This window comes from Mesorhizobium sp. M1D.F.Ca.ET.043.01.1.1 (assembly GCF_003952385.1).
Classification (GTDB): domain Bacteria; phylum Pseudomonadota; class Alphaproteobacteria; order Rhizobiales; family Rhizobiaceae; genus Mesorhizobium.
The window spans coordinates 2,794,942-2,819,501 of the sequence record NZ_CP034444.1 but is presented as its reverse complement, the minus strand read 5'-3'; the positions used below and the strand labels follow the sequence as shown (position 1 = coordinate 2,819,501).

Genomic DNA, 24,560 nt, shown 5'->3' with positions numbered 1-24,560 from the left:
ATTCGGCCGCAATCTGCCACCGCCATGACCCGGCGGCAAGCCGCCGGGTCATGGTGACGGACTCAACCAGGGAGGATCGATCAGTCCTGCAGCAGGCCGATGATGTCGCGAACCGTCTTCATCGTGCCCTCGGCGATCGCGCGGGCGCGCTCGCCGCCGTCCTTGAGCACGGCATCGACATAGGCGCGGTCGCCTTCGATGCGGCGCATCTCGGAGGCGATCGGCGCGAGCTTTTCCACCGCAAGGTCGGCCAGCGCCGGCTTGAACACGGAAAACTGCTGGCCGCCATATTCCTTCAGCACGTCGGCCTTGGAGATTTCGGCGAGCCCGGCATAGATGCCGACCAGGTTCTCCGCTTCCGGCCGGCTTTCCAGCCCGTCGAGCTCGCTCGGCAAGGGCTCCGGATCGGTCTTGGCCTTGCGGATCTTCTTCGAGATGGTGTCGGCGTCGTCCGTCAGGTTGATGCGCGACAGGTCAGACGGGTCGGACTTCGACATCTTCTTCGAGCCGTCGCGCAGGCTCATGATGCGCGCCGCCGGACCGCCGATCACCGGTTCGGTGATCGGGAAATAGCCGTTCACGGTCTCCTCGCCGACCTCCATCTCGACGCCGACGCCAAGTGCTGCGATGCGTTCCGAGAAGTCGTTGTTGAATTTCTGCGCGATGTCGCGGGTGAGCTCCAGATGCTGCTTCTGATCCTCGCCCACCGGCACATGGGTGGCGCGGTAGAGCAGGATGTCGGCGGCCATCAGGCTCGGATAGGCGAGCAGGCCGAGCGAGGCGTTCTCGCGGTCCTTGCCGGCCTTGTCCTTGAACTGCGTCATCTTGTTCATCCAGCCGATGCGCGCCACGCAGTTGAAGATCCAGGCAAGCTCGGCGTGCTGGATGACCCGCGACTGGTTGAAGACGATGTGCTTCTTGGGGTCGATGCCGGAGGCGAGGAACGCGGCGGTGATCGAGCGCGTCTGGTCGCCGAGATCCTGGTAGACGAGCTGCGCCGTCAGCGAATGCAGGTCGACGACGCAATAGATGCAGTCGGACTGTTCCTGGAGGGCGACGAATTTCTTGATGGCGCCGAGATAGTTGCCGAGATGCAGATTGCCGGTCGGCTGGACGCCCGAAAAGACGAGTGGCTTGAAGGCGGACATGAGTTCCTCAGGGCTTGTGGAGGGCCGTATAAGCATGATTCCAAAAAGTTGCAGACTTTTTGGAGCCGATCATGCGGCTGGAAACCGCGCGCGGCGAAAGTCTTGCGACCGCGCGCTTATGGACGAAGGCGAAAAACGCGGCAAGAGATATCAGCGGGCTGGCCGAAACTTGGCGAGCAGCTGCGTTCCCTTTGCAACAATGCTTCGCCACCCAAGCGGCGTAACCTCTATGTCGGCTACGCCGATGCCGTTGCGTCCTGCGGGTCTCTGCAATCTGGTGAGGTGAAGCTCGAGGATCGTATGATCGTCCTTTCGCAGCGCCGTTTCAAACGTCGCTTGCGCGGTCCAGAGATCGCCCTCCTGGCGCGCTCCGGAAACGCTTGCCGCAACCGGCTGGCCGTTTGCAGCCAGTTTGAGCCCGGTCAGCGCCTCGCGGTGAAGGTGCCATATGTCCATGCGAATCCGCGCCTTGCCGTCATATTTGAACGGCACAAGCAGCTTTGGGCGCGGATTGCAGCCAACCCAGATTGTCCAGCCGGCGGCCGTTTGGAGCGGAAACCAGTCGAGCGCCTTTGCGGTGTTGTCCTGCCTGATGACCTCGCGCCGCCTGAGGTCGCGCAGGTCGGGGCGGACGATGCCCTTGTTCGTCGCGATCTGGGTCGCAAGCTGGCCTTTCTCGAATTGCTCGTAATCCGGATGGACGACGACCATGTAGGCGTTGGCTGCCTTCGCCTTGGCCACTTCGGAGGCCAGATAGCCGTCAAATCCAGGCCGGGCCATTCGTCGGACCATTCGGTCCTGCTCGTCCGAGCTTTGGCTCAGATAGCTCAGGTAACGGTGACCGGCCGCGAATTTCTGGACGGTGATTCGCTGCGTCGACATGAAATGCATGCCTGACCTTGTCGCTCGCAGCATGAAATCCGAGTCGACCGGCGCTGTTATCTCTTTCGGATTGCGCCACTTGCCGATCCGATCGACGACGTCGCGTCGGTGGCCGAAACTCGAAGGCGGAAAGAAGTGTTTCAGAGCGGCGTCCGGTTCACTGAATATGCCGGTCACCCAGCGATAATTGCTTGCCCTGGGGCCGTGAAAGATCGCGCCGCTGACGACAAAGTCCGGTCGCGGTTCTCGCCCGAAATGATCGGCGAGCGCCTGGAGATGGTCCGGGGCCCAGATATCGTCATGACCGAGATAGGCAATGTATTGCCCGCGCGCCATTTCTATGCCCGCATTGTTGGGGAAGGCCTGGCTGCCGCCGCGCTCTGGCAGGTTCGCCCAGCGGATTCGAGGAGACGCAAGCGCCCGGACCACATCGGCTGTATCGTCCGTGCAGCAATCGCCCACCACCAGCAGTTCGAAGTCCTGGCGGGTTTGGCGCAGCACCGAATGTATCGACGGAAGAATGTGCCTGCCGCGATTGTAGGTCGCCATGATGACGGAAAACGTCGTCACCTTATTCGAATCTGTACGGGACGCCCGGGTGATCGAAAGGAATTCGCGATTTGTCGGGAGTTTCAGGGTCGTAGAAGTTGGTCGGCATGTTGACGAATGTCGCGGTGCTCTTGCCGCGATTTTGAACCCCATGAACGACACACGGCGGAATTGTCAGCAGGACCTTGTTGGCCGCGCCGACGTCGATAATCTCCAGTTTTCGGTATGTCGGGCTATCCTCGCGCAGATCGTAGAGCACGACCCTGATGTCGCCATTTGTATAGGCGAGTCGGTCGAACTGCCGCCTGTGATAGACCCATGCCCTGATCGATCCCGGCTCGGCCGATACCAGATAGACATGCGGCGGCGGGGTGATGGGCTCTCGCAGCGCCGACATGAGAACCGTAAGATCGCCACGCTCGTCTCCACGTGTGATCAGTCGTTGAATCCGGACGCCGGCTATCAGATTGCCGTTGGAAATGTCCTCCAGCAAAGGAATGTCGTCGCGCCATGGTTTGTCATCAACGAAATCGTCAAGCGACAGCGTTTGCATTCAACGGATCTCCAACCGACTCGCTGACGAAAGGTAATACACGACCTGGCGCTGGCGTCTCAACAGCTGGCGTGGAGTTCGGGTCAGCTTACGAAGGGCCTAGCCGTTACGGTTTCGCCCGATGTTCCTGCGGATCATGCCGAAATCGGCGCCGCCGGTGCCGAAAGCGGTGATGAAGTAGAGCGCGGCACCCCCGCCGACGAGCGCGAGGAGCGTCGTCGCCTTGATGACCAGCGGCGAGCCGGGTCCGAGTTTTGTGGCGAAGTAGTGCTCGGCGAAGTAAAGCGCGACCGCCATCACCGCCGCCGACAGCACCAGCCTTGGAATGCGTTTCATGAGCGGGACGTCGCGGCCCCAATGGCCGCGCCGGATCAGCATGCCGAGCAGCATCAGCGCGTTGACCCAGCCGGCGACGGCGGACGCGACCGCGATGCCTGGCGCGCCCATCGAGGGAAACAAGGTGAGCGCCGTGGCGACGTTCACACCGACCGAGATGGCGGCGAAGATCATCGGCGTGCGCGTGTCCTCGCGCGCGAAATAGCCGGGCGTGAAGGCCTTGATCAGCACGAAAGCCGGCAGGCCGAGGCCGAAGATCGCCAGGATCGAGGCGACGATCGGCGTCGAGTGGTTGGCGGCGAAGGCGCCGCGCTCATAGACCAGCCGCACGATCGGCTCCGACATCACCCAGAGCGCCGCCGCCGCCGGCAAGGTCATGAACAGCGTGAACTCGACCGAGCGGTTCTGCAGATTGGCCGCCTCGATCAGATTGCCCGATTTCAGCGCCCGCGACAGTTCCGGCAACAGCACGATCGCCACCGCCACGCCGACGACGCCGAGCGGCAGCTGGTAGATGCGGTCGGCATAGGCCAGCGACGACACGGCGCTGTTCTGCCCAGAGGCGATCGCCGTGCCGATCAGCTGGTTGATCTGGGTGATGCCGCCGGTGATCGCCGCCGGCAGCGCCAGGATCAGCAGCCGCTTGACGTTGGGCGTCATCTTCGGCCGGCGGAAGCCGATCGAGATGCCGGCATGGCGCACTGCCACCCAGACGATGGCGAGCTGCACGATGCCCGCCGCCAGCACGCCCCAGGAGAGCCCGAAGCCGACAGCATGCGCGTCCAGCCCATGATACCAGGCATAGGCGAGCACGCCGATCAGGATGATGTTGAGGAAGGCGGGCGCGATCGCCGCCGCGAAATAGCGGCGCAGCGAGTTCAGCATGCCCGCCATCATGGCGCCGAGCGACATGCAGATCAGATAGGGGAACATGATCGTCGCGAGCCGGACGGTCGTCTCGAACTTGCCCGGGATGTCGGCGAAGCCCGGCGCCACCAGGTAGCGCACGATCAGCGGCATCGCCAGTTCCATCGCGATGGTCAGCGCGAGCAGCGCCGAGAACAGCACGCCGAACACTTCCTCGGAAAAACGCTTGGCGCCGTCGGTGCCGTGCGTCTCGATCTCCTTGGCGAACAGCGGCACGAAGGCGGCGTTGAAGGCGCCCTCGGCGAACAGCCTGCGGAAGGTGTTGGGGAACTGGAAGGCGGCGTTGAAGGCGTCGGCGACCGGCCCGGTGCCGAGAGCGGCCGCCATCAGCATCTCGCGGCCGAAACCCAGCGCGCGGCTCATCAGCGTGCCGGAAGCGACGGTGGCGAATTTCTTGACAAGGCTCATGCGCTGGATGACTGCCTGCGGAATTGCGTCAAATGGATGGTGATGGTCACTCGGCGGCGGCCGCCTTGGTCTTGCCGTTGCGTTCGGGCGCGTTGCCTTCGAGCGTGTCGATCAGCCGCTTGTGGATTGTGGCCGTGCGTGTCGGGCTGTCGATCTTCTGGCCGGTGAGGTCGGTGACGTAGAAGGTGTCGATCACCTTCTCACCGAAAGTGGTGATGTGGGCCGATGCGATGTCGAGCGAAAGGTCCGACAGCGCGCCGGTGATCTCGGACAGCAGGCCCGGCCGGTCCAGCCCCTCGATCTCGATCACGGAAAAACGGTTCGACAGCGTGTTGCGGATCTCGGCGCGCGGCGGAATGCGGAAGACCTTGGCGCCGCGCTTCGGCTTGGTGCGCTTCTCGATCATCTCCGGCAGCCAGCTCTTTCCGGACAGCACGTCCTCGATCAGCTTGCCGACGCGCTCGGCGCGCCGCCGCTCGTCCTCGTCGCGGTCGAATTCCCGGCCGATCAGGATGGTATCCAGCGCGCGCCCGTCGGAGGTGGTGAAGATCTGCGCGTCGACGATGTTGCCCCCGGCTGCGGCGCAGGCACCGGCAATCACCGAAAGCAGGCGCGGATGGTCCGGCGCCAGCACCGTGATTTCGGTCACCGCCTCGAACTCGTGCGTCTTCACCATGGTGGCGAGCTTCTTGCCGGCTGCGTCTGCCTCGCGGACGAATTCGGCGTGCCGCAACTGGTCGGGCAGGTCGACCGTCAAAAGATAGTTTTCGTAATGCTGCGCGACATAACGCTTGCGCTCCTTCGCCGGCCAGGCGGAGAGCGCCTCGGCCAATCGCTCGCGCGCCGCGGAAGTGCGCTCGGCGCGCGAGACTTCGGAGAACCCGCCGGTCAATAGCAGCTCGGTCTCGAAATAAAGCGTGCGCAGCAGCTGCCCTTTCCAGCCGTTCCACACGCCCGGCCCGACGCCCCTGATGTCGCAGACGGTCAGGATCAGGAGCAGCTTCAGCCGCTCGACCGACTGCACGATCGAGGCGAAGTCCTCGATCGTCTTGCGGTCGTTGAGGTCGCGCGTCTGCGCCGTCATCGACATGACGAGATGGTTCTCGACCAGCCAGGCGACCGTCTCGGTGTCGGCGGCTGACAGCCCCATATGCGGGCAGATGCGGCGCGCGATCCTGGCGCCGGCTTCGGAATGGTCTTCCGGCCGGCCCTTGGCGATGTCGTGCAAAAGCACCGCGACATAGAGCGCCTCGCGGCTCTTCTTCAGCCCGGGCATCAGCGAATGGGCCAGCGGATGCACTTTCGCGCCGTCGCCGCGCTCGATCTCGGCCAGCACGCCGATGCAGCGGATGAGATGCTCGTCCACCGTGTAGTGGTGGTACATCGAGAACTGCATCATGGCGACGATCTTGCCGAAGTCCGGGATCAGCCTGCCGAGCAGTCCCGCCTCGTTCATGCGCCTGAGATTGAGCTCGGCATTGCGGTCCGAGGTGAGGATGTCGAGGAACAGCCGGTTGGCCTCCTCGTCGCGCCGCAGCGACTTGTTGACCAGGCCGAGCGAGCGCGTGAGCAGCTTCAGCGCGTCGGGATGGAATTCCAGCCCGTGCTTGTCGGCGAACCAGAACAGCCTGAGCAGGTTGACCGGATCGCGCTCGAACACGCTGTCATCGGCGATGTTGATGCGGTGGTTGTCGACGATGAAGTCGGATGTGCCGGCAAGCTTGCGCTTGCGCCGCGAGAAGGTGAGGAAGATGCGGTTGAAGCCGGGCACGTGCTTGGCCTGCTCTTCCTCCAGCGCGGCGCAGAAGATGCGAGTGAGATCCCCGACATCCTTGGCGACGAGGAAGTAGTGCTTCATGAAGCGCTCGACCGCCGACAGGCCGGGATGCGTGGTGTAGCCCAGCCGCTCCGCGATCTCGCGCTGGATGTCGAAATGCAGCCGTTCCTCAGCCTTGCCGGTGAGGAAGTGCATGTGGCAGCGCACCGCCCACAGGAAATCTTCCGCCTTCTGGAATTCGCGGTACTCGGCCTCGGTGAAGACGCCTTTCTCGACCAGCTCCTCGCCGGTGCGCACGCGATAGAAATATTTGCCGATCCAGAACAGCGTCTGCAGGTCGCGCAAGCCGCCCTTGCCGTCCTTGACGTTGGGCTCAACCAGATAGCGGCTCTCGCCTGCCTTGGCGTGGCGCTCGTCGCGCTCGGCGAGCTTGGCCTGGACATATTCCGGTCCGGTGGTGCGCACCACCTCATGGTCGAAGCGGGTCAGCAATTCGTCATAGAGCTTCTGTTCGCCCCACAGGAAGCGTGCTTCAAGGATCGAGGTACGGATGGTGATGTCGGTGCGCGACTGCCTCAGGCATTCCTCGATGTTGCGGGTGGCGTGGCCGACCTTCAGCCCCATGTCCCAAAGCATGTAGAGCATGTATTCGACGATCTGCTCGCCCCACGGCGTCTGCTTGTAGGGAAGCAGGAACAACAGGTCGATGTCGGAACCCGGCGCCAGCGTGCCGCGCCCGTAGCCGCCGACCGCGACGACCGCCATGCGCTCGGCCGCGGATCGATTCTTGACCCGGTAGACATGGGTCGCGGCGAAGTCGTAAAGCGCCCTGATCAGCTCGTCCATCAGATGCGACAGCCGCTCGGCGCAGGCATTGCCGCCGCCATCCTCCTTCAGCATCGCTTCCGCGATCGACCGTCCTTCGCCAAGCCTGCCCTTGAGCAGCTGGAGAACAGCCGTGCGGGTAGCCTTGCTGGAGCCGTCGCCGGCGCTCGCCGCCGCCAGGTCACCGCGCAAGGCGTCGCCATTGATGATTTCGTCGAGTTTCAGGGAGATCTTTGCCATTTCGGCGGCGTCTATAGCGTGTTTTCGCGGCGCTGTGTATGGGGCGGGCGAACGCGCTGGCCATGGTGCTCGAACGGCACGATCGGGGAATATCGCAGCCGGCAGACCTTAGCCAGCCGGCGGGCCAGCCGCTCGATCTCGCGCATCACCTTCGTCGCCATCGATCGTCGAGGCTCTTTGTCCTTACCGGCTGGCGCGAACCGCGTTCGACGTTCCTGCTCGATCAGGCTCGGCAGCCGGGCCGCCTCCTGTCCGAGGTGCTGTTCCTGCGCGCATAGGGCCGGGCTGAGTTGATACATTATCCGGTCGGGCCAGGGTTGAAGCACCGGATCGAACAGCACGTGGTCGGCCGGTACATCGATCTCGTCGGTAGCCTCGACGAGCGCGCCGGCGATCCGCTTCGACAGGATGTAGCCGGCAGAGCCGGTATGAAGCGTGTGCAGCCTCCTCACCGAAGAACCGCGGCCGGTGTTGACCCGCCGGAGCCCGATCGTCGTCTGCTGGAAGAAGGTCTCCAGCTTGACGATGTCGGCATCGGCGGGAACCCAGCCTGCGTCGGCGAGCAGGACGCCGGCACTGGCCGAGAAGACAACGTCGTCTTCGAACACAGCGACATGCGCATCGTCACCCGCGGCAATGATCGACCAGCATGCTCTGTGGCTGAGCACGCATGCGATCTCGGTGTCGGTCAGGCGCAACCCGGGAATACGCTCCGGCAGCTGCTGGAGCGAGGCAAGGTCCGGCCGCCCAAGCGCATCCACCGCGGCGATCCGCTCGAACGGAATCCCGATCCGGTCGAACTCCGCGATCACATGGGCCAGCCGATCGCTGGACCGGTCGAGGTTGATGACAAGGCATTTCATCAGGCGGGATCGGTGCGAGTATCAAATGCCGGTGTCCATAACATGCCTGCGAGGTTTGGTGCGGATTTTGTCCGGGGCGTTTTCCAGGTCGGGCATTCGCGACAAGGCAAGGCGGAAAAAAGCGAAAAGCACGTCTTGACCTTCCAGTTGCTGGAAGGACTACCTCCGCCTCAATTCGAGAATCCCGAGGCATTTGCTCATGACCCATTCCGACCACAGCCACCATCACGCGCACGGCGCCTCCTGCTGTTCGGCGAAGAATGCCGCACCCGCGGCCGAAGCGGTGATTCGCGATCCCGTCTGCGGCATGACGGTCGATCCGGCCGCCGGCAAGCGGACGGCCGAGCATGGCGGCCGGACCTTTCATTTCTGCAGCGAGCGCTGCCGCACGAAGTTCCAGGCCGAGCCGGAAACATATCTGACGGCTACCGATCCCGTCTGCGGCATGAATGTCGACCGCGCGAGCGCGAAGCATTTCATCCGCCACGAAGGGCAGGGCTTCTATTTCTGTTCGGCCGGCTGCAAGGGCAAGTTCGAAGCGGAGCCGGCAAAATATCTTGCCGGCCGGCCGACGCCAGAGCCGATGCCGAAGGGCACGCAATACACCTGTCCGATGCATCCCGAGATCATCCGCGACAAGCCCGGTTCCTGCCCGATCTGCGGCATGGCGCTTGAGCCGATGGGCGTGCCGTCCGGCAACGAGGGTCCGAACCCGGAACTGGTCGATTTCACCCGCCGCTTCTGGGTCAGCGCGGTGCTCTCGCTGCCGCTTCTCGTCATCGCCATGGCGCCGATGCTGGGCCTCAGCTTCGAAAGCCTCATCGACGGCCGCACGAAAACGTGGCTGGAACTGGCGCTGGCGAGCCCGGTGGTGCTGTGGGCGGCGTTCCCGTTCTTCCACCGAGGCTGGGACTCGATGCTGAACCGCAGCCCCAACATGTGGACGCTGATCTCGCTCGGCGTCGGCGCCGCCTACCTGTTCAGCCTTGTGGCGACGCTGTTCCCGGATGTCTTCCCGCATCAGTTCCGCGGCCATGACGGTAGCGTGCCGGTCTATTTCGAGGCGGCCGCGGTCATCGTCGCGCTGGTGTTCCTCGGCCAGGTGCTGGAACTCAGAGCCCGCGAACGCACGGGCTCAGCCATCCGCGCCCTGCTCGACCTTGCGCCGAAGACGGCGCGGCTGATCGGCGCCGACGGGTCCGAGAAGGATGTGCCGCTCGACAGCGTCAAGACCGGAGACAGGCTCCGCATCCGCCCCGGCGATGCCGTGCCGGTCGACGGTGCCGTGCTCGAGGGCCGCTCGGCGATCGACGAATCGATGATCACCGGCGAACCGCTGCCGGTCGAAAAGTCGGAAGGCGATCCTCTCACCGGCGGCACGCTGAACAAGAACGGCTCGCTGATCATGCGCGCCGAAAAGGTCGGGGCCGAGACCACGCTTTCGCGCATCGTCGAGATGGTCGCCAAGGCGCAGCGTTCGCGCGCCCCCATTCAAGGGTTGGCCGACCGCGTCTCCTTCTATTTCGTCCCGGCTGTCGTGCTGGTGGCGATCATCGCCTTCATTGCCTGGTCGTTCTTCGGCCCCGAGCCCAGCCTGGCCTTCGCCATCGTCTCGGCGGTGTCGGTGCTGATCATCGCCTGCCCCTGTGCGCTCGGTCTCGCCACGCCGATGTCGATCATGACCGCGACCGGGCGCGGCGCGCATGCCGGCGTGCTGATCAAGGAAGCCGCGGCGCTGGAGCGTTTTGCTTCCGTCGACACGCTGATCGTCGACAAGACCGGCACCTTGACCGAGGGCCGGCCAAGGCTGACCGATGTCGCCGCCGCCGAGGGCATCGCGGAGAATGAATTGCTGGCGCTCGCCGCCGCCCTTGAAAAAGGCTCGGAGCATCCGCTTGCCGAGGCGATCGTCGATGGTGCCGCCGAGCGCGGCGTCAAGCTTGCCGATGCCGAAGACTTCGAGGCATTCACCGGCAAGGGCGTCTCCGGCACGGCGTCCGGCAAGAAGGTCGCGCTCGGCAATGCGGCGATGATGGCCGACCTCGGCGTCGATACCGCAGCGGTTTCCGCCAGGGCGGAGGCGTTGCAGGCCGAAGGCAAGACGGCGATGTTCATTGCCGTCGGCGGCAGGCTCGCCGGCCTCGTCGCCGTCGCCGACCCGGTCAAGGCGACCACGGCCGAAGCAATCAGGGCGCTGCACGACAAGGGCTTGAGGATCATCATGGCGACCGGCGACAACGAGCGCACGGCAAAAGCGATCGCCGGAAGGCTCGGCATCGACGAGGTTCGCGCCGGCCTGCTGCCGGATGAGAAGGGCGCGCTGGTCGACGAACTGCGCGCCAAGGGTGCCGGCGTCGCGATGGCCGGCGACGGCGTCAACGACGCGCCGGCGCTGGCTGGCGCCGATGTCGGCATCGCCATGGGCACCGGCGCCGACGTCGCGGTCGAAAGCGCCGGCATCACGCTGGTCAAGGGCGACCTCAACGGCATCGTCAGGGCCCGCGCGCTGGCCCAGGCGACGATCCGCAACATCCGCCAGAACCTGTTCTTCGCCTTCCTCTACAACGTGCTCGGCGTGCCGGTCGCGGCCGGCGTGCTCTACCCGCTCACCGGCACGCTTCTGTCGCCGATGATCGCGGCGGCGGCGATGAGCCTGTCGTCGGTTTCGGTGATCGGCAACGCGTTGCGGCTCCGGACGTTGAAACTCTGAGCGAAGCTCCCAAATACGACATTCCATTCAACAGGAGATCATGGATGACCTTGGCCAAGAAGATTGTGCTGCTGCTGATGGCGGCGGGAATGCTGCTGGCGGTGTTCCTCGAAAGCGTTCCGGCGCAGTCCGAGGAGATGAAGCACGATATGACCGGCATGGCGATGGGCGCGGACAGCCCCGCCACCGTCGGCTACAAGGCAGCGATGGACAAGATGCACACGGACATGATGCTCAACTATACCGGCAATGCCGATGTCGACTTCGTTCGCGGCATGATCCCGCATCACCAGGGCGCGATCGACATGGCCAAGGTGGTGATCGCCAACGGCAAGGACCCAGAAATCCGCATGCTCGCGGAAGGCGTCGTCAAGGCGCAGGAAGCCGAGATCAAGGAGATGCAGGACTGGCTTGCCAAGCATCCGGTGAAGTAGTCCCTCCGCGCTGGAATCCGGACGGAAGCGAGGACTTCGGTCTGGATTTTCGGCCATGCCTGTGCTGCGATCCCGCTTCACGCGGAGCTAGCCCCCCATGTCTTCCAAGCCGACGTCTTCCAAACCCATATCTTCCAAAACCAAGTCTTCTGAAATCAGAACCACCACTCTGGCATCCGGCGAAGCCGTTCCGGTGCTGGGTCAAGGCACATGGAAGATGGGCGAGGACCGCCGGCGCCGCCCTGACGAGGTCGCGGCATTGAGGCTCGGCCTCGACCTCGGCATCACGCTGATCGATACGGCGGAGATGTATGCCGGCGGCGGGGCCGAGGAGGTGGTGGCGGAAGCGATTGCCGGGCGCCGCGACGAGACTTTCCTGGTTTCCAAAGTGCTGCCGACCAATGCCTCGCGCGCCGGCGTCAAGCGGGCCTGCGAGAACAGTTTGAGGCGGCTCGCAACCGACCGCATCGATCTCTATCTGCTGCACTGGCCGGGCAGCGTGCCGTTGGCCGAAACCGTCGAAGCCTTCGAGGCCCTGAAGGCGGCAGGCAAGATCCGCCACTGGGGTGTCAGCAATTTCGACACCGACGAGATGGAGGAACTGGTCGGCCTGCCCTCCGGCGCCAACGTCCAGACCAACCAGGTCCTCTATAATCTCTCGCGGCGCGGCCCGGAATTCGATCTCGGGCCGTGGAGCTTCGAGCGCGGCATCCCGTTGATGGCCTATTCGCCGGTCGAGCAGGGTGCGCTCGCCCGCAACGCCAGGCTCGACGCGATCGCCGCCCGCCACGACGCGGCGGCCGCGCAGATCGCGCTTGCCTGGGTGATGGCGCAGAAGGGCGTCATCGCCATCCCGAAGGCCAGCCGGCAGGAACACGTTCGTCAGAACGCCGCCGCGCTCGACATCGCTCTGACAGCGGAAGATTTTGCCGATCTCGACCGCGCCTTCCCGCCGCCGACGCGCAAGCGCGGCCTGGAGATGATCTAGCCGAAACCTCACTGCAAAATGTGCGGTTGAAAGGGAGCAAGCGTTGCGACGAATCTCGACCGGGCCGTATCACACGACCTACAAGGTCGGCGACATCAGGGTCACGTCGCTGCGAGACGGGTATGTCGACATGCCGGTCCGGCGACTTCGCCAGCCGGGAGACAAGCCATTAGGCGACGATCTCCCGTCGCAGGTACCGCTCTTGGACGGCGCACTGAGATTGTCGGTGAATGCCTTTGCCATCGACGAAGGCGAAGAGATCACGCTGATCGACACGGGATCCTCAAACGCCTGGCATCCGACGATGGGCTTTCTGCCGCAGGCGCTGAGTGGGGCGAAGATCGCCGCCGATCGGATACGCACGGTCGCCTTCACCCACACCCATCTCGACCATATCCATGGTCTCATCCGTCCGGACGGTAGGGACGGCTTCCCGCAGCTCGCCCGCCTGTTCGTGCCTCGAGCCGAGCTCGACATGTTCCGGTCGCAAGCGAGATTGAGCCGCTTCCATGATCGGGCGCAGCCTTTGGACCCGGGACAGCGCCTGAGCGCGAGGATCGAGGCGATCGCCACCCCGGGTCATGAAGTCGGCCATACCTGCTTTCGTGTCACGAGCGGCGGCGAAACCTTGTTGGCCTGGGGCGATCTCGTGCATGTGCCGTCGCTTCAGTTCGATCGGCCCGAGATCGCGTGGGAATTCGACGCCGACCAGGAACAGGCGCGGGCGACCCGGTTGCGGATATTGGCCCTTGCCGCCGACAACGGCTGGTGCGTTGCAGGAGCGCATCTCGATTCACCGGGCGTCGGCCGGGTTTCCCGAACCGAAACAGCCTTCCGCTTCGAACCTTTGTAGCAACCAAGGCTAGATCTTGGCCGGCGGCCCAAGCCGCATCCGTAGTCGCCGCAATGCTCTCGAAAACACATCGAGGTCTTTGGCGGCACGGGCAAGTGTCAATGCGCCCTGGATGGCGGCGACGGTTTCCTCGGCCAACTCGCCGGCCTCTTCAAGCCGGCGCCCGGATCGCGCCAGCGCTTCGGCAAGATGCGTGACCCAACGGCCGAAATAGTCTTGTATCTGGCCAGCGAAGAGATCGCGCGATTCCTCCAGCGCGAGAGCGCCGATCAGGCAAACGCGCCGTCCCGAGCGGAAATAGCTGTCCGTCGCCTCGAGCATCCGCTCGATCCCGACCTGCGGATCGGTGCTGTCGCGCAGCGGCGCAAACACGTTGTCCTCGAACCAGCCGTCGATATGGGCGATGACGGCGCTCGCCATCTCTTCCTTGCCTCCGGGAAAGAAGTGATAAAGGCTTCCCTTGCCGAGCCCTGTCGCCGCGCCAATCAAGGCCAGGCTGGCGCCCGCATAGCCATGCTCGCGAAAGACCTCGCCGATCATGGCCAGCAGGCCGTCACGATCGGGCGCGATCCTGCGCATTGGCGCGCTCTACAGCCCGAGCTCGGTCACGCCGGGATGATCGTCCGGCCGGCGGCCGAGCGGCCAGTGATATTTGCGCTCGCTCTCGGCGATCGGCAGGTCGTTGATGCTCGCCACACGCCGCCGCATCAGCCCGGCTTCGTCGAACTCCCAGTTCTCGTTGCCGTAGGAACGGAACCAGTGGCCGCTGTCGTCATGCCATTCATAGGCAAAGCGCACCGCGATGCGGTTTCCGTTCCAGGTCCAGACTTCCTTGATCAGGCGATAATCCAGCTCGCGCGCCCACTTGCGCCTCAGGAAGCCGAGGACCTCGCCGCGGCCGACAATGAATTCGGCCCGGTTCCGCCAGACGCTATCCTCGGTATAGGCAAGCGAAACCCGTTCCGGGTCGCGGCTGTTCCAGGCATCCTCCGCGAGCCGCGCCTTTTGCGCTGCTGTTTCGGCCGTGAAGGGCGGCAATGGCGGACGGCTCATCGGGATCTCCTGTCGGCTGATGATGATCAACCGACATTGTACCGTTCGGTACAATGAGTCAACACAACAGCTTCTGTTCTTGGCTGCGCCTCAGACGACTGGACTTATCGAATCTCGGTTTTCAGCCTTTCAAAGGCATCCCGGACATATCCTGCCAGAGGATGCCTGGCCTGTTGCTGCTGCCATGTTTCCACGGCCAGACGCAACGCCACGACCGCCACCAGGGAGACCAGCCGCAGACTGTTGCGTGCCTGGTTCGGCCGCAAATCGGATAAGCCGTCGAAGATGGCTTGCTCGAGCTGCAGGTAGCCCGCATGCGTGCGCGAGCGCAGCGTCTTGCTCTCCCGCATGATCTTGGCGGTCACCATCATTTCTGATCCCTGGACACTGCCGACAAGATTGAGCAATGCGCCTCGGGCGATGTCGATCGCCGATCCGGTTGGTGGCTCGGCAAGGATCATGGCTTTGACTATGCTCGCGTAGGTGCCCAGAGACGCCAGCAGAACCTCGTCCTTGCTCTTGAAATAGTGGAAGAACGTCCGGCGCGAGATGCCGGCGGCTGCAGCTATCTGGTCAAGCGTGGTCGCGTCGTAGCCATTGGCCAGGAAAGCGTTCAGGCCGGCCTCAGCGATGCGGCGGGACGTTTCTCGCCGCTTCCGCTCGCGCAGGCCTTCTGGTTTTGACGCGTCGTTCATGGAGCGCTCCTGCCACGCCCGTTCCTCAAATGCGACAAGAAATTTGGTGCACATTCAAGTCCCGCCATCACGCCTCGTCATAATCGCGCCATCAATTTATTGCACTCAGTGCAATTATTGATCGTCCCTCAACACGCCCCCGCCGGGCGCACCCAGACAGAGGCATCCATGGCAGCTTGCTTGCGTTCCCGTCGCGAGGCTCACCTCGGTCGAGGACCGTTCGATCCGCTCGCGTGCCGCGCGGATCACCGCGTAATATGGCCGTTTGCACTGGTCTTGAGCATGCTCGCGGTTGGCTGCGCGTCCGCGCCGCTGGACCAGGTAGGCTCGCTGCAATCCTATGACGAGTTGAAACCGTCGGACGGTTTGTTGGCTCGCTCACTCATGCGGGTGAGCAAGGACGACGTGCTTGCGGCAAAAACCGTTCGGATAATTCCGACGGGCTTTTCGCAGCCCGCCGCCGGAAAATCGACATTGACACCGGCGCAGCGCGGCCTGATCGTGAATGCCGTCGACAGGACTCTTTGCTCCGGCCTGAGCCAGCGCTTTCGACTGGTCGGCCTGACCGAGCCGGCCGACCTGACGGTCCACGCGATGGTAACGCATGCTGCGCCGACGAATGCGCTGGCGGCAGGCGTTTCGAAAGTCGCGTCCACGGCGGTTTCCGTCGCGCTGCCCGACATACACATTCCGGTCCCGCGCCTGCCGATCGGATTGGGCAGCCTGTCGCTTGAAGCCGAAGCGAATGGTGACAACGGCAAGCAGGCGGCAGCCATGATCTGGGGACGCGGCGCGAACGCCCTGCTGGATTCCGGCCGAGTCGCCCGGGAGGGCGACGCTTACGACCTGGCGGCGAAGTTCGGCCACGATTTTAGCAAGCTCCTGGTCACCGGCGAGACGCCCTTCGGCAAGCTGCCGTCGCTCCCGACCAAGGCGGAGCTGCGCGCCATGTTCGGCGGCGGGCCTAAATACCCGGCCTGCAAGGCATTCGGCAAATCGCCCGGCCTGGTCGGGTTCCTCGGCGATCGGATGGGATTGCCGCCGGCCTGGACCGACAAGGGAGCCGCGGTGCGCAACGACTGAGGCAGTGACGCAAATGCAGAAGAAGTCCCGGATGCCGTTTTCCGCGACGGCTTTTCAACAGGGCAGAAGGATGCGTTTCCTTTGGCTGGTTGCTCCCGTCGTCTTGGCGCCGGCCCTGCTTGCGGAGAGTGGATGGCCGCAAGGCAGCACCTTTCGCGAAATGCTGGAATTTGTGGGTACCGTGCTGATCCTCGTCTGCATCGGCGGCCGTTGCTGGGCATCGCTATATGTTGGCGGACGCAAAAACCGTGAACTCGTCACAACCGGCCCTTATGCCTATACGCGCAATCCACTCTATTTCTTCTCTGCCCTTGGACTGGCTGGCGTCGGGCTGACATTCGGGTCGCTGACCCTATCGGCGTTTCTCTTTGCCTTCACCTTTCTGGTCTTTTCCTATGTCGCGACGCGCGAAGCGATCACGCTGGACGCCATCTTTGGCGAGGCCTATTGGCGCTATTGTCAAAGCGTGCCGGCCTTCTTTCCCCGTCTGCGGCGCGACTACGACGACGTCTTGGGCTCGTCTCCCGTCGCCTTCGACTCGGTGGCGCTGAGGCGGACCGCCATCGACAGCTCTTACTTCCTTGTAGCGATACTTGCGGTCGAATTGCTCGGCTGGCTCCAGTCGGCAAGGCTGGTGACGCCGATGTTCCGATTGTTTTGACTACCGTGTCGCCAATCCCTTCAGCCGGTAGAGCGCCTCCAGCGCCTCGCGCGGCGTCATCTCGTCCGGATTGATCGCGCCGAGCGCTTCGCCCAGCGCATCGCTTTTCACTGGCTTCGGCGCTTCGCGCTTCACCGCCACCGAAAACAGCGGCAGGTCGTCGACCAGCCGGTTGGTCTTGCCCGAGACTTCGCCCTCCTCAAGCTGGTGCAGAACTTCCTTGGCGCGCGCGACCACTGCTTCCGGCAGGCCGGCGAGTCGCGCCACCTGCACGCCGTAGGAGCGGTCTGCCGCGCCCTTGCCGACCTCGTGCAGGAAGACGACGTCGCCTTCCCACTCCTTGACCCGCATGGTGACGTTGTGGAGCCGGGGCAATTTGACGGCCAGCACCGTCATTTCGTGGAAATGCGTGGCGAAGATCGCGCGGCAGCGGTTCTTCTGGTGCAGGTATTCCACCGCCGCCCAGGCGATCGACAATCCGTCGAAGGTCGCGGTGCCGCGGCCGATCTCATCGAGGATGACCAGCGCCCGCTCGCCGGCTTGGTTGAGGATCGCCGCCGTCTCGACCATCTCGACCATGAAGGTCGAGCGGCCGCGCGCCAGGTCGTCTGAGGCGCCGACGCGCGAAAACAGGCGGTCGACGATGCCGATATGGGCGCTTTCGGCCGGCACAAAGGAGCCGGTCTGGGCCAGGATGGCGATCAAGGCGTTTTGCCGCAGGAAGGTCGACTTACCGCCCATATTGGGGCCGGTGAGCAGCCAGATCGCGCCGGCCTTGGCGCCGCCTTCGGGCGAAAGGTTGCAGTCGTTGGCGACGAACGGGCCCTCGCCAGAGCGCCTCAGCGCCTGTTCGACCACAGGATGGCGCCCGCCGGAAATCTCGAAGGCCAGGCTGGAATCGACCAGCGGCCGGCACCAGCCCTCGCTTTCGGAAAGCAGCGCCAGCGCCGACGACACGTCGAGCACGGCGAGCGCCTCGGCGCCGGCGCGGATGCTCTCGGCCTCGCCGACCACCTCCGCCGTCAGCCGGTCGAAGGCTGCGAGCTCGATGCTCAGCGCCTTGTCGGCGGCGTTGGCGATCTTCGATTCCAGCTCCGCCAGTTCCGTCGTGGTGAAGCGCATGGCGTTGGCCATGGTCTGGCGGTGGATGAAGCGCGCCTTGGCCGCATCGCTCCCAGTCATGACGGCGTGGTGGTTCGCCGTCACCTCGATATAGTAGCCTAGCACGTTGTTGTGCCGGATCTTCAGCGAGCGGATGCCGGTCTCCTCGATCAGCGAGCGCTCCAGCCCGGCGATCACTTTTCGCGACTCGTCCCGCAACGCCCGCATCTCGTCGAGCTCGGCATGATAGCTCGACCGCACGAAGCCGCCGTCGCGCTTGATGACCGGCAACTCGTCGTCGAGCGCCTCGCTGAGGTGGCGCGCGAGCGCCTCGGGCAAAGCATTGATCGCCGTTAGCGCGGCGGCCAGTTCGGCCGGCAGCACCGTCGTCGCGAACAGAGCCGCGATGGCGCCGGCTGCCTCGAAGCCGGCGCGCAGCGCGCCGAGGTCGCGCGGGCCGCCGCGGTTGAGCGCCAGCCTGGACAGCGCCCTCGGCATGTCGGCGACGCTCTTCAGACTTGCCCGCAATCCTTGGCAAAGCCGCGTCTCGGCACGAAAGAACGACACCGAATCCAGCCTTGCGGAGATCGCCGCCGGATCGGTCAGCGGCGCCATCAGCCGGTCGGCGAGCAGTCTCGCCCCGCCTCCGGTCACCGTGCGGTCGATCGCCTTGAACAGCGAGCCCTCGCGGTTGCCGGAAAGTGTGCGCAACAGTTCCAGGTTGGCGCGCGTCGCCGGGTCGATGAACAGCGTCGAGCCGCTTTCCTCGCGCTCGGGCCGCGACAGCGGCGGGCGCTCCGCCCTCTGCGTCTTCTCGACATAGGCGATCGCGCCCGAGATCGCCGACAGCTCGGCGCGCGAGAAAGTGCCGAAACTGTCCGGCGTCGCCACCTCGAAGAAACGGGCGATGCGGCCCGTCGCCGATGCCGAATCGAACAGCGAAGGCGGCTGCGGGCTGGCGACCCGGCCAAGCACGTCGAACACCGGCCGAAATTCCGGGTCGTGGAAGACCGGCTCGGCGACGATCAACTCGCGCGGATCGACGCGGAAGATGTCGGCGAGCAGCCGCTCCGCCGACGTCTCGGCGACCCGGAACGCGCCGGTCGAAATGTCGATCCAGGCGAGGGCGAAACTGCCCTGGCTGGCCGCATTGCCGCCCTTCACCCTGCCCAGCGCCATCAGGAAGCTCGATTCCGACGGCGCGAGCAGCTTGTCCTCGGTGATGGTGCCGGGCGTGACCAGCCGCACCACATCGCGGCGCACCACCGATTTCGAGCCGCGTTTCTTGGCCTCGGCCGGGTCCTCGATCTGCTCGCACACGGCAACGCGAAAACCTTGCGCGATCAGCTTCTGCAGATAGTCGTCCGCCGCATGCACCGGCACGCCGCACATCGGAATGTCGTGGCCCTGGTGCTTGCCGCGCCGGGTGAGCACGATGCCGAGCGCCTGGCTGGCCTTTTCGGCGTCGTCGAAGAACAGCTCGTAGAAATCGCCCATGCGGTAGAAGAGCAGCGAATCCGGGTTCGCCGCCTTGATCTCGATATACTGCTCCATCATCGGCGTGACGCCGCCCGTGGCTGGCGCCGGCGTCGTCGTTTCCTGGGCGTCGGGATCGGTCGGCATGTGCATGTTCATGCCGGAACGCTAGCAGATGTGACAGGAGGGTTTAATGCCGGGCGCTCGAAAAGCAGGGGAAACCGCGAGCCATGCTGCCAGTCGCCTGCCAACCGAGCCTCGGCACTGCCTGGACCTGCGCGCATCGAGGCAGCTTGGCCCGGCTTGTCGGTTTACAGCGGCCGCGTGTAGCCTTAATCCGTGAGAACCATAAGCAAGCACCCGTCCCAAGCGGTGCCGCAAGGCGAGGAAATCAAAAGCATCATGGCCAGGAAAACCGAAAGCAGCGGGCCCTCCGTCAGCGCGCAGGAAGCGCTCGAATTCCACGCCATGGGGCGGCCGGGCAAGCTGGAGATCGTCGCCACCAAGCCGATGGCCACCCAGCGCGACCTCAGCCTCGCCTATTCGCCGGGCGTCGCCGTTCCGGTGCGCGCCATCGCCGAGGACCCGAGCCGCGCCTTCGACTACACCACGCGCGGCAACATGGTCGCCGTCATCTCCAACGGCACCGCCATCTTGGGGCTCGGCAATCTCGGCGCGCTGGCCTCGAAGCCGGTGATGGAGGGCAAGGCGGTGCTGTTCAAGCGCTTCGCCGATGTCGATTCGGTCGATCTTGAGGTAGCGACCGAGGACGCCGACGAGTTCATCAACTGCGTGCGCTTCCTCGGACCTTCCTTCGGCGGCATCAACCTCGAGGACATCAAGGCGCCGGAATGCTTCATCATCGAGCAGCGCCTGCGCGAGCTGATGGACATTCCCGTCTTCCATGACGACCAGCACGGCACCGCCATCATCTCGGCCGCCGGGCTTATCAACGCGCTGGAGATCACCGGCCGCGACATGAAGACCACGAAGATGGTCTGCAACGGCGCGGGCGCTGCCGGCATCGCCTGCATCGAACTGATGAAGGCGATGGGCTTTTCGCCCGAAAACATCATCCTGTGCGACACCAAGGGCGTGGTCTTCCAGGGTCGCACCGAAGGCATGAACCAGTGGAAATCGGCGCATGCGGTCAAGACCGAGGCGCGCAGCCTCGCCGAGGCGCTTGACGGCGCCGACGTCTTCCTCGGCTTGTCAGCCAAGGGCGCGCTGACCCCCGCCATGGTGCAGTCGATGGCAAAGAACCCCATCATCTTCGCCATGGCCAATCCCGATCCGGAAATCACGCCCGAGGAAGTGGGCGAGATCCGCACCGATGCCATCATGGCGACCGGCCGCTCGGATTACCCGAACCAGGTCAACAATGTTCTCGGCTTCCCCTATATCTTCCGCGGCGCGCTGGATGTCCGGGCCACCACCATCAATGACGAGATGAAGATCGCCGCGGCACACGCATTGGCCGAACTGGCGCGCCAGGACGTGCCGGACGACGTCGCCGCCGCCTATCAGGGCAACCGGCCGAAATTCGGCCCCAACTACATCATTCCGGTGCCGTTCGATCCGCGCCTGATCTCGGCGATCCCGCTGGCGGTCGCGAAGGCGGCGATGGAGTCCGGCGTCGCCCGCAAGCCGATCCTCGACCTCGACCGCTACGCGCATGAGCTGTCGGCCCGCCGCGACCCGATCGCCTCCACGCTGCAGCGCATCTATGACCGCGTCCGCCGCCAGCCGAAGCGCATCGTCTTCGCCGAGGGCGAGGAGGAGCAGGTGATGCGCGCCGCCGTCTCCTATGTGAACCAGAAGCTCGGCACGGCGATCCTGCTCGGCCGCGACGACGTCATCAAGGAGAATGCCCGCAACGCCGGCATCGAGCTCAACAAGCAGGGGCTCGAGATCATCAACGCCAGGCTGTCGCGCCGTAACTCGATCTACACCGACTATCTCTACGAACGCATGCAGCGGAAAGGCTACCTGTTCCGCGACTGCCAGCGCCTGATCAACAACGACCGCAACCATTTCGCCGCCTGCATGGTGGCGCTGGGCGACGCCGACGGCATCGTCACCGGCGTGACGCGCAACTATTCCACCGCGCTCGACGACATCCGCCGCGTCATCGACGCCAAGCCGGGTCACCGCGTTGTCGGCGTGTCGATCGTGCTGGCAAGGGGCCGCACGGTGCTCGTTGCCGACACCGCCGTGCACGACATGCCGAATGCCGAGCAGATCGCCGACATCGCCGAGGAAGCGGCCGGCTTTGCCCGCCGCATGGGCTACGAGCCGAGGATCGCCATGCTCGCCTATTCCACCTTCGGCCACCCGCAGGGCGAGCGTTCCGAGCGCGTTCAGGAGGCCGTGCGCATCCTCGACAAGCGCCGCGTCGATTTCGAATATGACGGCGAGATGGCCGCCGACGTGGCGCTGAACCCGCGCGCCATGGCGCAGTATCCGTTCATCAGGCTCACCGGTCCCGCCAATGTGCTGATCATGCCGGCCTTCCACTCGGCATCGATCTCTACCAAGATGCTGCAGGAACTCGGCGGCTCGACCGTCATCGGCCCGCTGCTGGTCGGCTTGAACAAGCCGGTCCAGATCGTCTCGCTCAACGCCAAGGATTCCGACATCGTCAACATGGCGGCGATCGCGGCCTATACGGCGAGCAACTGACGAGCCGAAAGGCTCGCTGCAAACACTGTGGGTCAGCAACCAACAAAAAGGCCCGCGGCGATGCCGCGGGCCTTTCCGTTGGGTGTGGAGTTCGATCAGAACGAGCGCTGGAAGCGGACGATGCCGCCGACGCTGTTCTTCTTGTCGGCCTTGGTCCAATTGACGGCCGAGGTGCCATCGCCGAAGTGACCGTAGTGATCCCAGTCGACTTCGGTCGTGATCGTGAAGCCCGGAACGATCGTGTAGGCGATGTTCGCGGCCAGCGCATAGTTCTTGTCGTCGTCGGCCGACGCCTGAAGGTTGAACGCCGTCTTCGCATTGAACTTGTAGGTGCCGCCGCCCCAGACAGCCCAGTTGCCGCCCCACGGCTTGTAGAAGCCGCGACCGTGAGCATTGATGGCATTGGTCGCGTCGTTGAGGTTATCGTCGGTGCCGTAGCCGCCCATGATGAACAGCGACAGTTCCTTGGTGACGTTGACGTCCAAACGAACCTTGCCGGCCACTTCCTCGTAGGCGCTGTCATAGGCAACGACGCCGGTGATCGCGCCCCAGTCGCCCTTGTACTTCACGCCGCCGACGACATGCGGGACATAGCTGTCGATCGTGCCGAATATGCCCTTGTCGTTCGCGCCTTCTTCGAGCGAGATCACGCCCGAGAAACCGTTGCCGGCGTCGAAGTAGTAGCTGACGAGATTGGTGTCCTTGATGCCATACGGGATGGTCGTGTCCTGGATGACACTGCCGGCGTAGCCGATGAACGAGTCGTAGACCGATTCGTCCTTACCGACGCGCAGGCCGCCGAGCTGGATCCAGGCGAAGTTCAGCGTTGGCGTGCTCGTCGGGCCGCCATTCTTGAAGTTGAAACGCGTCTCGGTATAGGTCTTCAATGTGCCGAGTTCGGTTTCCTGGCCGGTCCAGGTCTTCAGCGCGAAGCGGGCGTTCTTGTTCCAGCTGTTCTGCGAGTCGCCGTCCTGGACGTCGGTGGTCTTGCGGCCGTCGAAGGAGCCGACGTCGCCGAAGCCGGCGTCATAGCGGACGTAGCCGCCGACGCGCAGGCAGGTCTCGGTGCCGGGGATGTAGAAGTAACCCGCGCCATAGACGTCGCAGATCTTGACGTATTCGGCCGGTTCCGGCTCGGCGACGGTGACCGCGTCGGCGGCGCGGGCGCCCGAAACTGCGATCAGGGCCGCAGCTGAGCCGAGAAGAAGGCTCTTGATGTTCATTTTCTTGAATCTCCAGTCAAAGGTTCAAGACAGGCTCGGCATGCCATCCGGCTTTTTTGCCACCCCGTCCCCATCGTTGAAAAAGCCGCGCACCAGCGCCGCTTCTTCGCCATCGACATGGCCCAACCGTCCGTGGTTCACAACAGAGATTGTGTCTGAAAAGCGTCTTTTGGACTCTTAAAGAAGTCTTGTTGCGTAAATATCACGTCACATATTTGAAAGAACGGCACATATTGCACAATATATACGTTAGAGACAAAAGTGTTGACTTACAAATGTGCCATATGTGCCAATTATTACGATCTTATGACGAATTCTTATCCGGCTAATGGCGCCGTGGACGGTAAGCTAAACGCGGGCTCGCGTCGGGAAATCAGGACAAGCTGCGCGCGACGCGAACCACGTCCTCGACCATATCGTTGCGCAGCATCTCGATGGGGATACGATCATCCAACTCGGGGCAGGGCCGAATGAGCCAGAACCAGGCCAGCCTCGGACTGGTGATCGCCGCCAGCACGTCGCCTATGCCCGGAGCCGGCCTGCCGTCGACGAACTGCGCCAGCGGAAAGACGTGTTTGCGGCCGCCCTTGCGCAGCGCGACGACCTCGCCCCGCCTTTGCCAGCGATGCAGGGTCGAGCGGGGGATGCGGAATTTCTCTTCGAGATAGGTCGAGCCCGCAACCTCGCCGGCCCAGTCTTCGATGAGCATCGACTGGAGCTCCGAGGCTCGCTCGGCCAAGGGCTGCGAAGCAGGTTTGGCGAGCCCGACTCCAGGGCGTTCGTCCACGCTGCCGGCGCCTGCCTGGCCGGCGCGCACGATCTTTTCCGCCGCCGCGCGGAAAAATTCCGACGTCAGTTCGGTCCAGCCGCCTTTGAAGGAAGCGATCGCAAGCCGCTGCACCTGCGGCAGGAAGGGAAGGGCGGCGGCAACGCTGCCGGCAATCGCGCTGGCGGAACCCAGGGCTTCCGCATCCAGCAGCACGCCATGCTGCATCAAAGCCTGCTGGACCGCCTCGGCCACCAGCCCGGCCAAGGCCTCTTGCGAAATTCCCTCAGGCGGATTCTGAAATCTGGTCATGCATCTGTCTTGCGC

19 protein-coding genes are annotated in these 24,560 nt (G+C 64.2%); 7 read left to right on the top strand and 12 right to left on the bottom strand.

Annotation, left to right across the window (positions count from 1 at the left end; genetic code table 11):
• Positions 1-80: 80 nt before the first annotated feature.
• The 6 genes from trpS to EJ067_RS13665 form a co-directional block, all read right to left on the bottom strand.
• Entirely contained in the window at positions 81-1,148 is a 1,068-nt protein-coding gene (gene trpS / locus EJ067_RS13690; RefSeq protein WP_126086187.1) for a tryptophan--tRNA ligase, read from the bottom strand.
• Between the two features lie 150 nt (positions 1,149-1,298).
• A complete protein-coding gene (locus tag EJ067_RS13685; RefSeq protein ID WP_126086186.1) occupies positions 1,299-2,600 on the bottom strand; it encodes a glycosyltransferase in 1,302 nt (433 codons plus the stop codon).
• A gap of 1 nt (position 2,601) precedes the next feature.
• Positions 2,602-3,132 (bottom strand): dTDP-4-dehydrorhamnose 3,5-epimerase family protein, encoded by a 531-nt coding sequence (locus tag EJ067_RS13680; RefSeq protein WP_126086185.1) that lies wholly within the window; start codon positions 3,130-3,132, stop codon positions 2,602-2,604.
• Between the two features lie 99 nt (positions 3,133-3,231).
• The gene (gene murJ / locus EJ067_RS13675) at positions 3,232-4,803 is read right to left on the bottom strand and encodes a murein biosynthesis integral membrane protein MurJ (protein ID WP_126086184.1); all 1,572 of its coding nucleotides are present in this window, start codon (positions 4,801-4,803) and stop codon (positions 3,232-3,234) included.
• Positions 4,804-4,849: 46 nt separating this feature from the next.
• Positions 4,850-7,645, bottom strand: coding sequence for a [protein-PII] uridylyltransferase (locus EJ067_RS13670; protein ID WP_126086183.1), 2,796 nt, complete (start codon positions 7,643-7,645; stop codon positions 4,850-4,852).
• Positions 7,646-7,656: 11 nt separating this feature from the next.
• The gene (locus EJ067_RS13665; protein WP_245468265.1) at positions 7,657-8,457 is read right to left on the bottom strand and encodes a glycosyltransferase family 25 protein; all 801 of its coding nucleotides are present in this window, start codon (positions 8,455-8,457) and stop codon (positions 7,657-7,659) included.
• 250 nt (positions 8,458-8,707) lie between these two features.
• Between EJ067_RS13665 and EJ067_RS13660 the strand changes: the two genes are divergently transcribed.
• The 4 genes from EJ067_RS13660 (at position 8,708) to EJ067_RS13645 (ending at position 13,493) form a co-directional block, all read left to right on the top strand.
• Entirely contained in the window at positions 8,708-11,218 is a 2,511-nt protein-coding gene (locus tag EJ067_RS13660; protein WP_126086181.1) for a heavy metal translocating P-type ATPase, read from the top strand.
• A 44-nt stretch (positions 11,219-11,262) separates the two neighbouring features.
• Complete coding sequence (locus EJ067_RS13655) at positions 11,263-11,652, top strand: DUF305 domain-containing protein (RefSeq protein ID WP_126086180.1); 390 nt, start codon at positions 11,263-11,265, stop codon at positions 11,650-11,652.
• Between the two features lie 97 nt (positions 11,653-11,749).
• Positions 11,750-12,640 carry an aldo/keto reductase gene (locus EJ067_RS13650; protein ID WP_126086179.1) on the top strand — a complete coding sequence of 297 codons (891 nt, stop codon included), beginning with the start codon at positions 11,750-11,752 and terminating at the stop codon, positions 12,638-12,640.
• A 43-nt stretch (positions 12,641-12,683) separates the two neighbouring features.
• Complete coding sequence (locus EJ067_RS13645) at positions 12,684-13,493, top strand: MBL fold metallo-hydrolase (protein WP_126086178.1); 810 nt, start codon at positions 12,684-12,686, stop codon at positions 13,491-13,493.
• A 9-nt stretch (positions 13,494-13,502) separates the two neighbouring features.
• Here EJ067_RS13645 and EJ067_RS13640 read toward each other — a convergent pair whose 3' ends face one another.
• The 3 genes from EJ067_RS13640 to EJ067_RS13630 form a co-directional block, all read right to left on the bottom strand.
• The gene (locus tag EJ067_RS13640; protein ID WP_126086177.1) at positions 13,503-14,072 is read right to left on the bottom strand and encodes a TetR/AcrR family transcriptional regulator; all 570 of its coding nucleotides are present in this window, start codon (positions 14,070-14,072) and stop codon (positions 13,503-13,505) included.
• A gap of 9 nt (positions 14,073-14,081) precedes the next feature.
• The gene (locus EJ067_RS13635) at positions 14,082-14,546 is read right to left on the bottom strand and encodes a nuclear transport factor 2 family protein (RefSeq protein WP_189510599.1); all 465 of its coding nucleotides are present in this window, start codon (positions 14,544-14,546) and stop codon (positions 14,082-14,084) included.
• A gap of 104 nt (positions 14,547-14,650) precedes the next feature.
• The gene (locus tag EJ067_RS13630; RefSeq protein ID WP_126086176.1) at positions 14,651-15,241 is read right to left on the bottom strand and encodes a helix-turn-helix domain-containing protein; all 591 of its coding nucleotides are present in this window, start codon (positions 15,239-15,241) and stop codon (positions 14,651-14,653) included.
• A gap of 282 nt (positions 15,242-15,523) precedes the next feature.
• On the opposite strand from EJ067_RS13630, the gene EJ067_RS13625 reads away from it, so the two are divergent.
• Positions 15,524-16,324, top strand: coding sequence for a DUF3313 domain-containing protein (locus EJ067_RS13625; RefSeq protein ID WP_245468264.1), 801 nt, complete (start codon positions 15,524-15,526; stop codon positions 16,322-16,324).
• Between the two features lie 13 nt (positions 16,325-16,337).
• The gene (locus EJ067_RS13620) at positions 16,338-16,985 is read left to right on the top strand and encodes an isoprenylcysteine carboxylmethyltransferase family protein (protein WP_126086174.1); all 648 of its coding nucleotides are present in this window, start codon (positions 16,338-16,340) and stop codon (positions 16,983-16,985) included.
• Here EJ067_RS13620 and mutS read toward each other — a convergent pair whose 3' ends face one another.
• On the bottom strand, positions 16,986-19,709 hold the full coding sequence (mutS, locus tag EJ067_RS13615; protein WP_245468314.1) for a DNA mismatch repair protein MutS: 2,724 nt from the start codon (positions 19,707-19,709) through the stop codon (positions 16,986-16,988).
• A 255-nt stretch (positions 19,710-19,964) separates the two neighbouring features.
• On the opposite strand from mutS, the gene EJ067_RS13610 reads away from it, so the two are divergent.
• Positions 19,965-22,244: an NADP-dependent malic enzyme gene (locus EJ067_RS13610; RefSeq protein WP_126086172.1), complete on the top strand. Its 2,280-nt coding sequence runs from the start codon at positions 19,965-19,967 to the stop codon at positions 22,242-22,244.
• A 95-nt stretch (positions 22,245-22,339) separates the two neighbouring features.
• On the opposite strand, the gene EJ067_RS13605 is transcribed toward EJ067_RS13610, so the two are convergent.
• Both EJ067_RS13605 and EJ067_RS13600 read right to left on the bottom strand, forming a co-directional pair.
• Complete coding sequence (locus EJ067_RS13605) at positions 22,340-23,467, bottom strand: porin (RefSeq protein WP_126086171.1); 1,128 nt, start codon at positions 23,465-23,467, stop codon at positions 22,340-22,342.
• A 373-nt stretch (positions 23,468-23,840) separates the two neighbouring features.
• Positions 23,841-24,545, bottom strand: coding sequence for a hypothetical protein (locus tag EJ067_RS13600; RefSeq protein ID WP_126086170.1), 705 nt, complete (start codon positions 24,543-24,545; stop codon positions 23,841-23,843).
• Between the last annotated feature and the right edge of the window lie 15 nt (positions 24,546-24,560).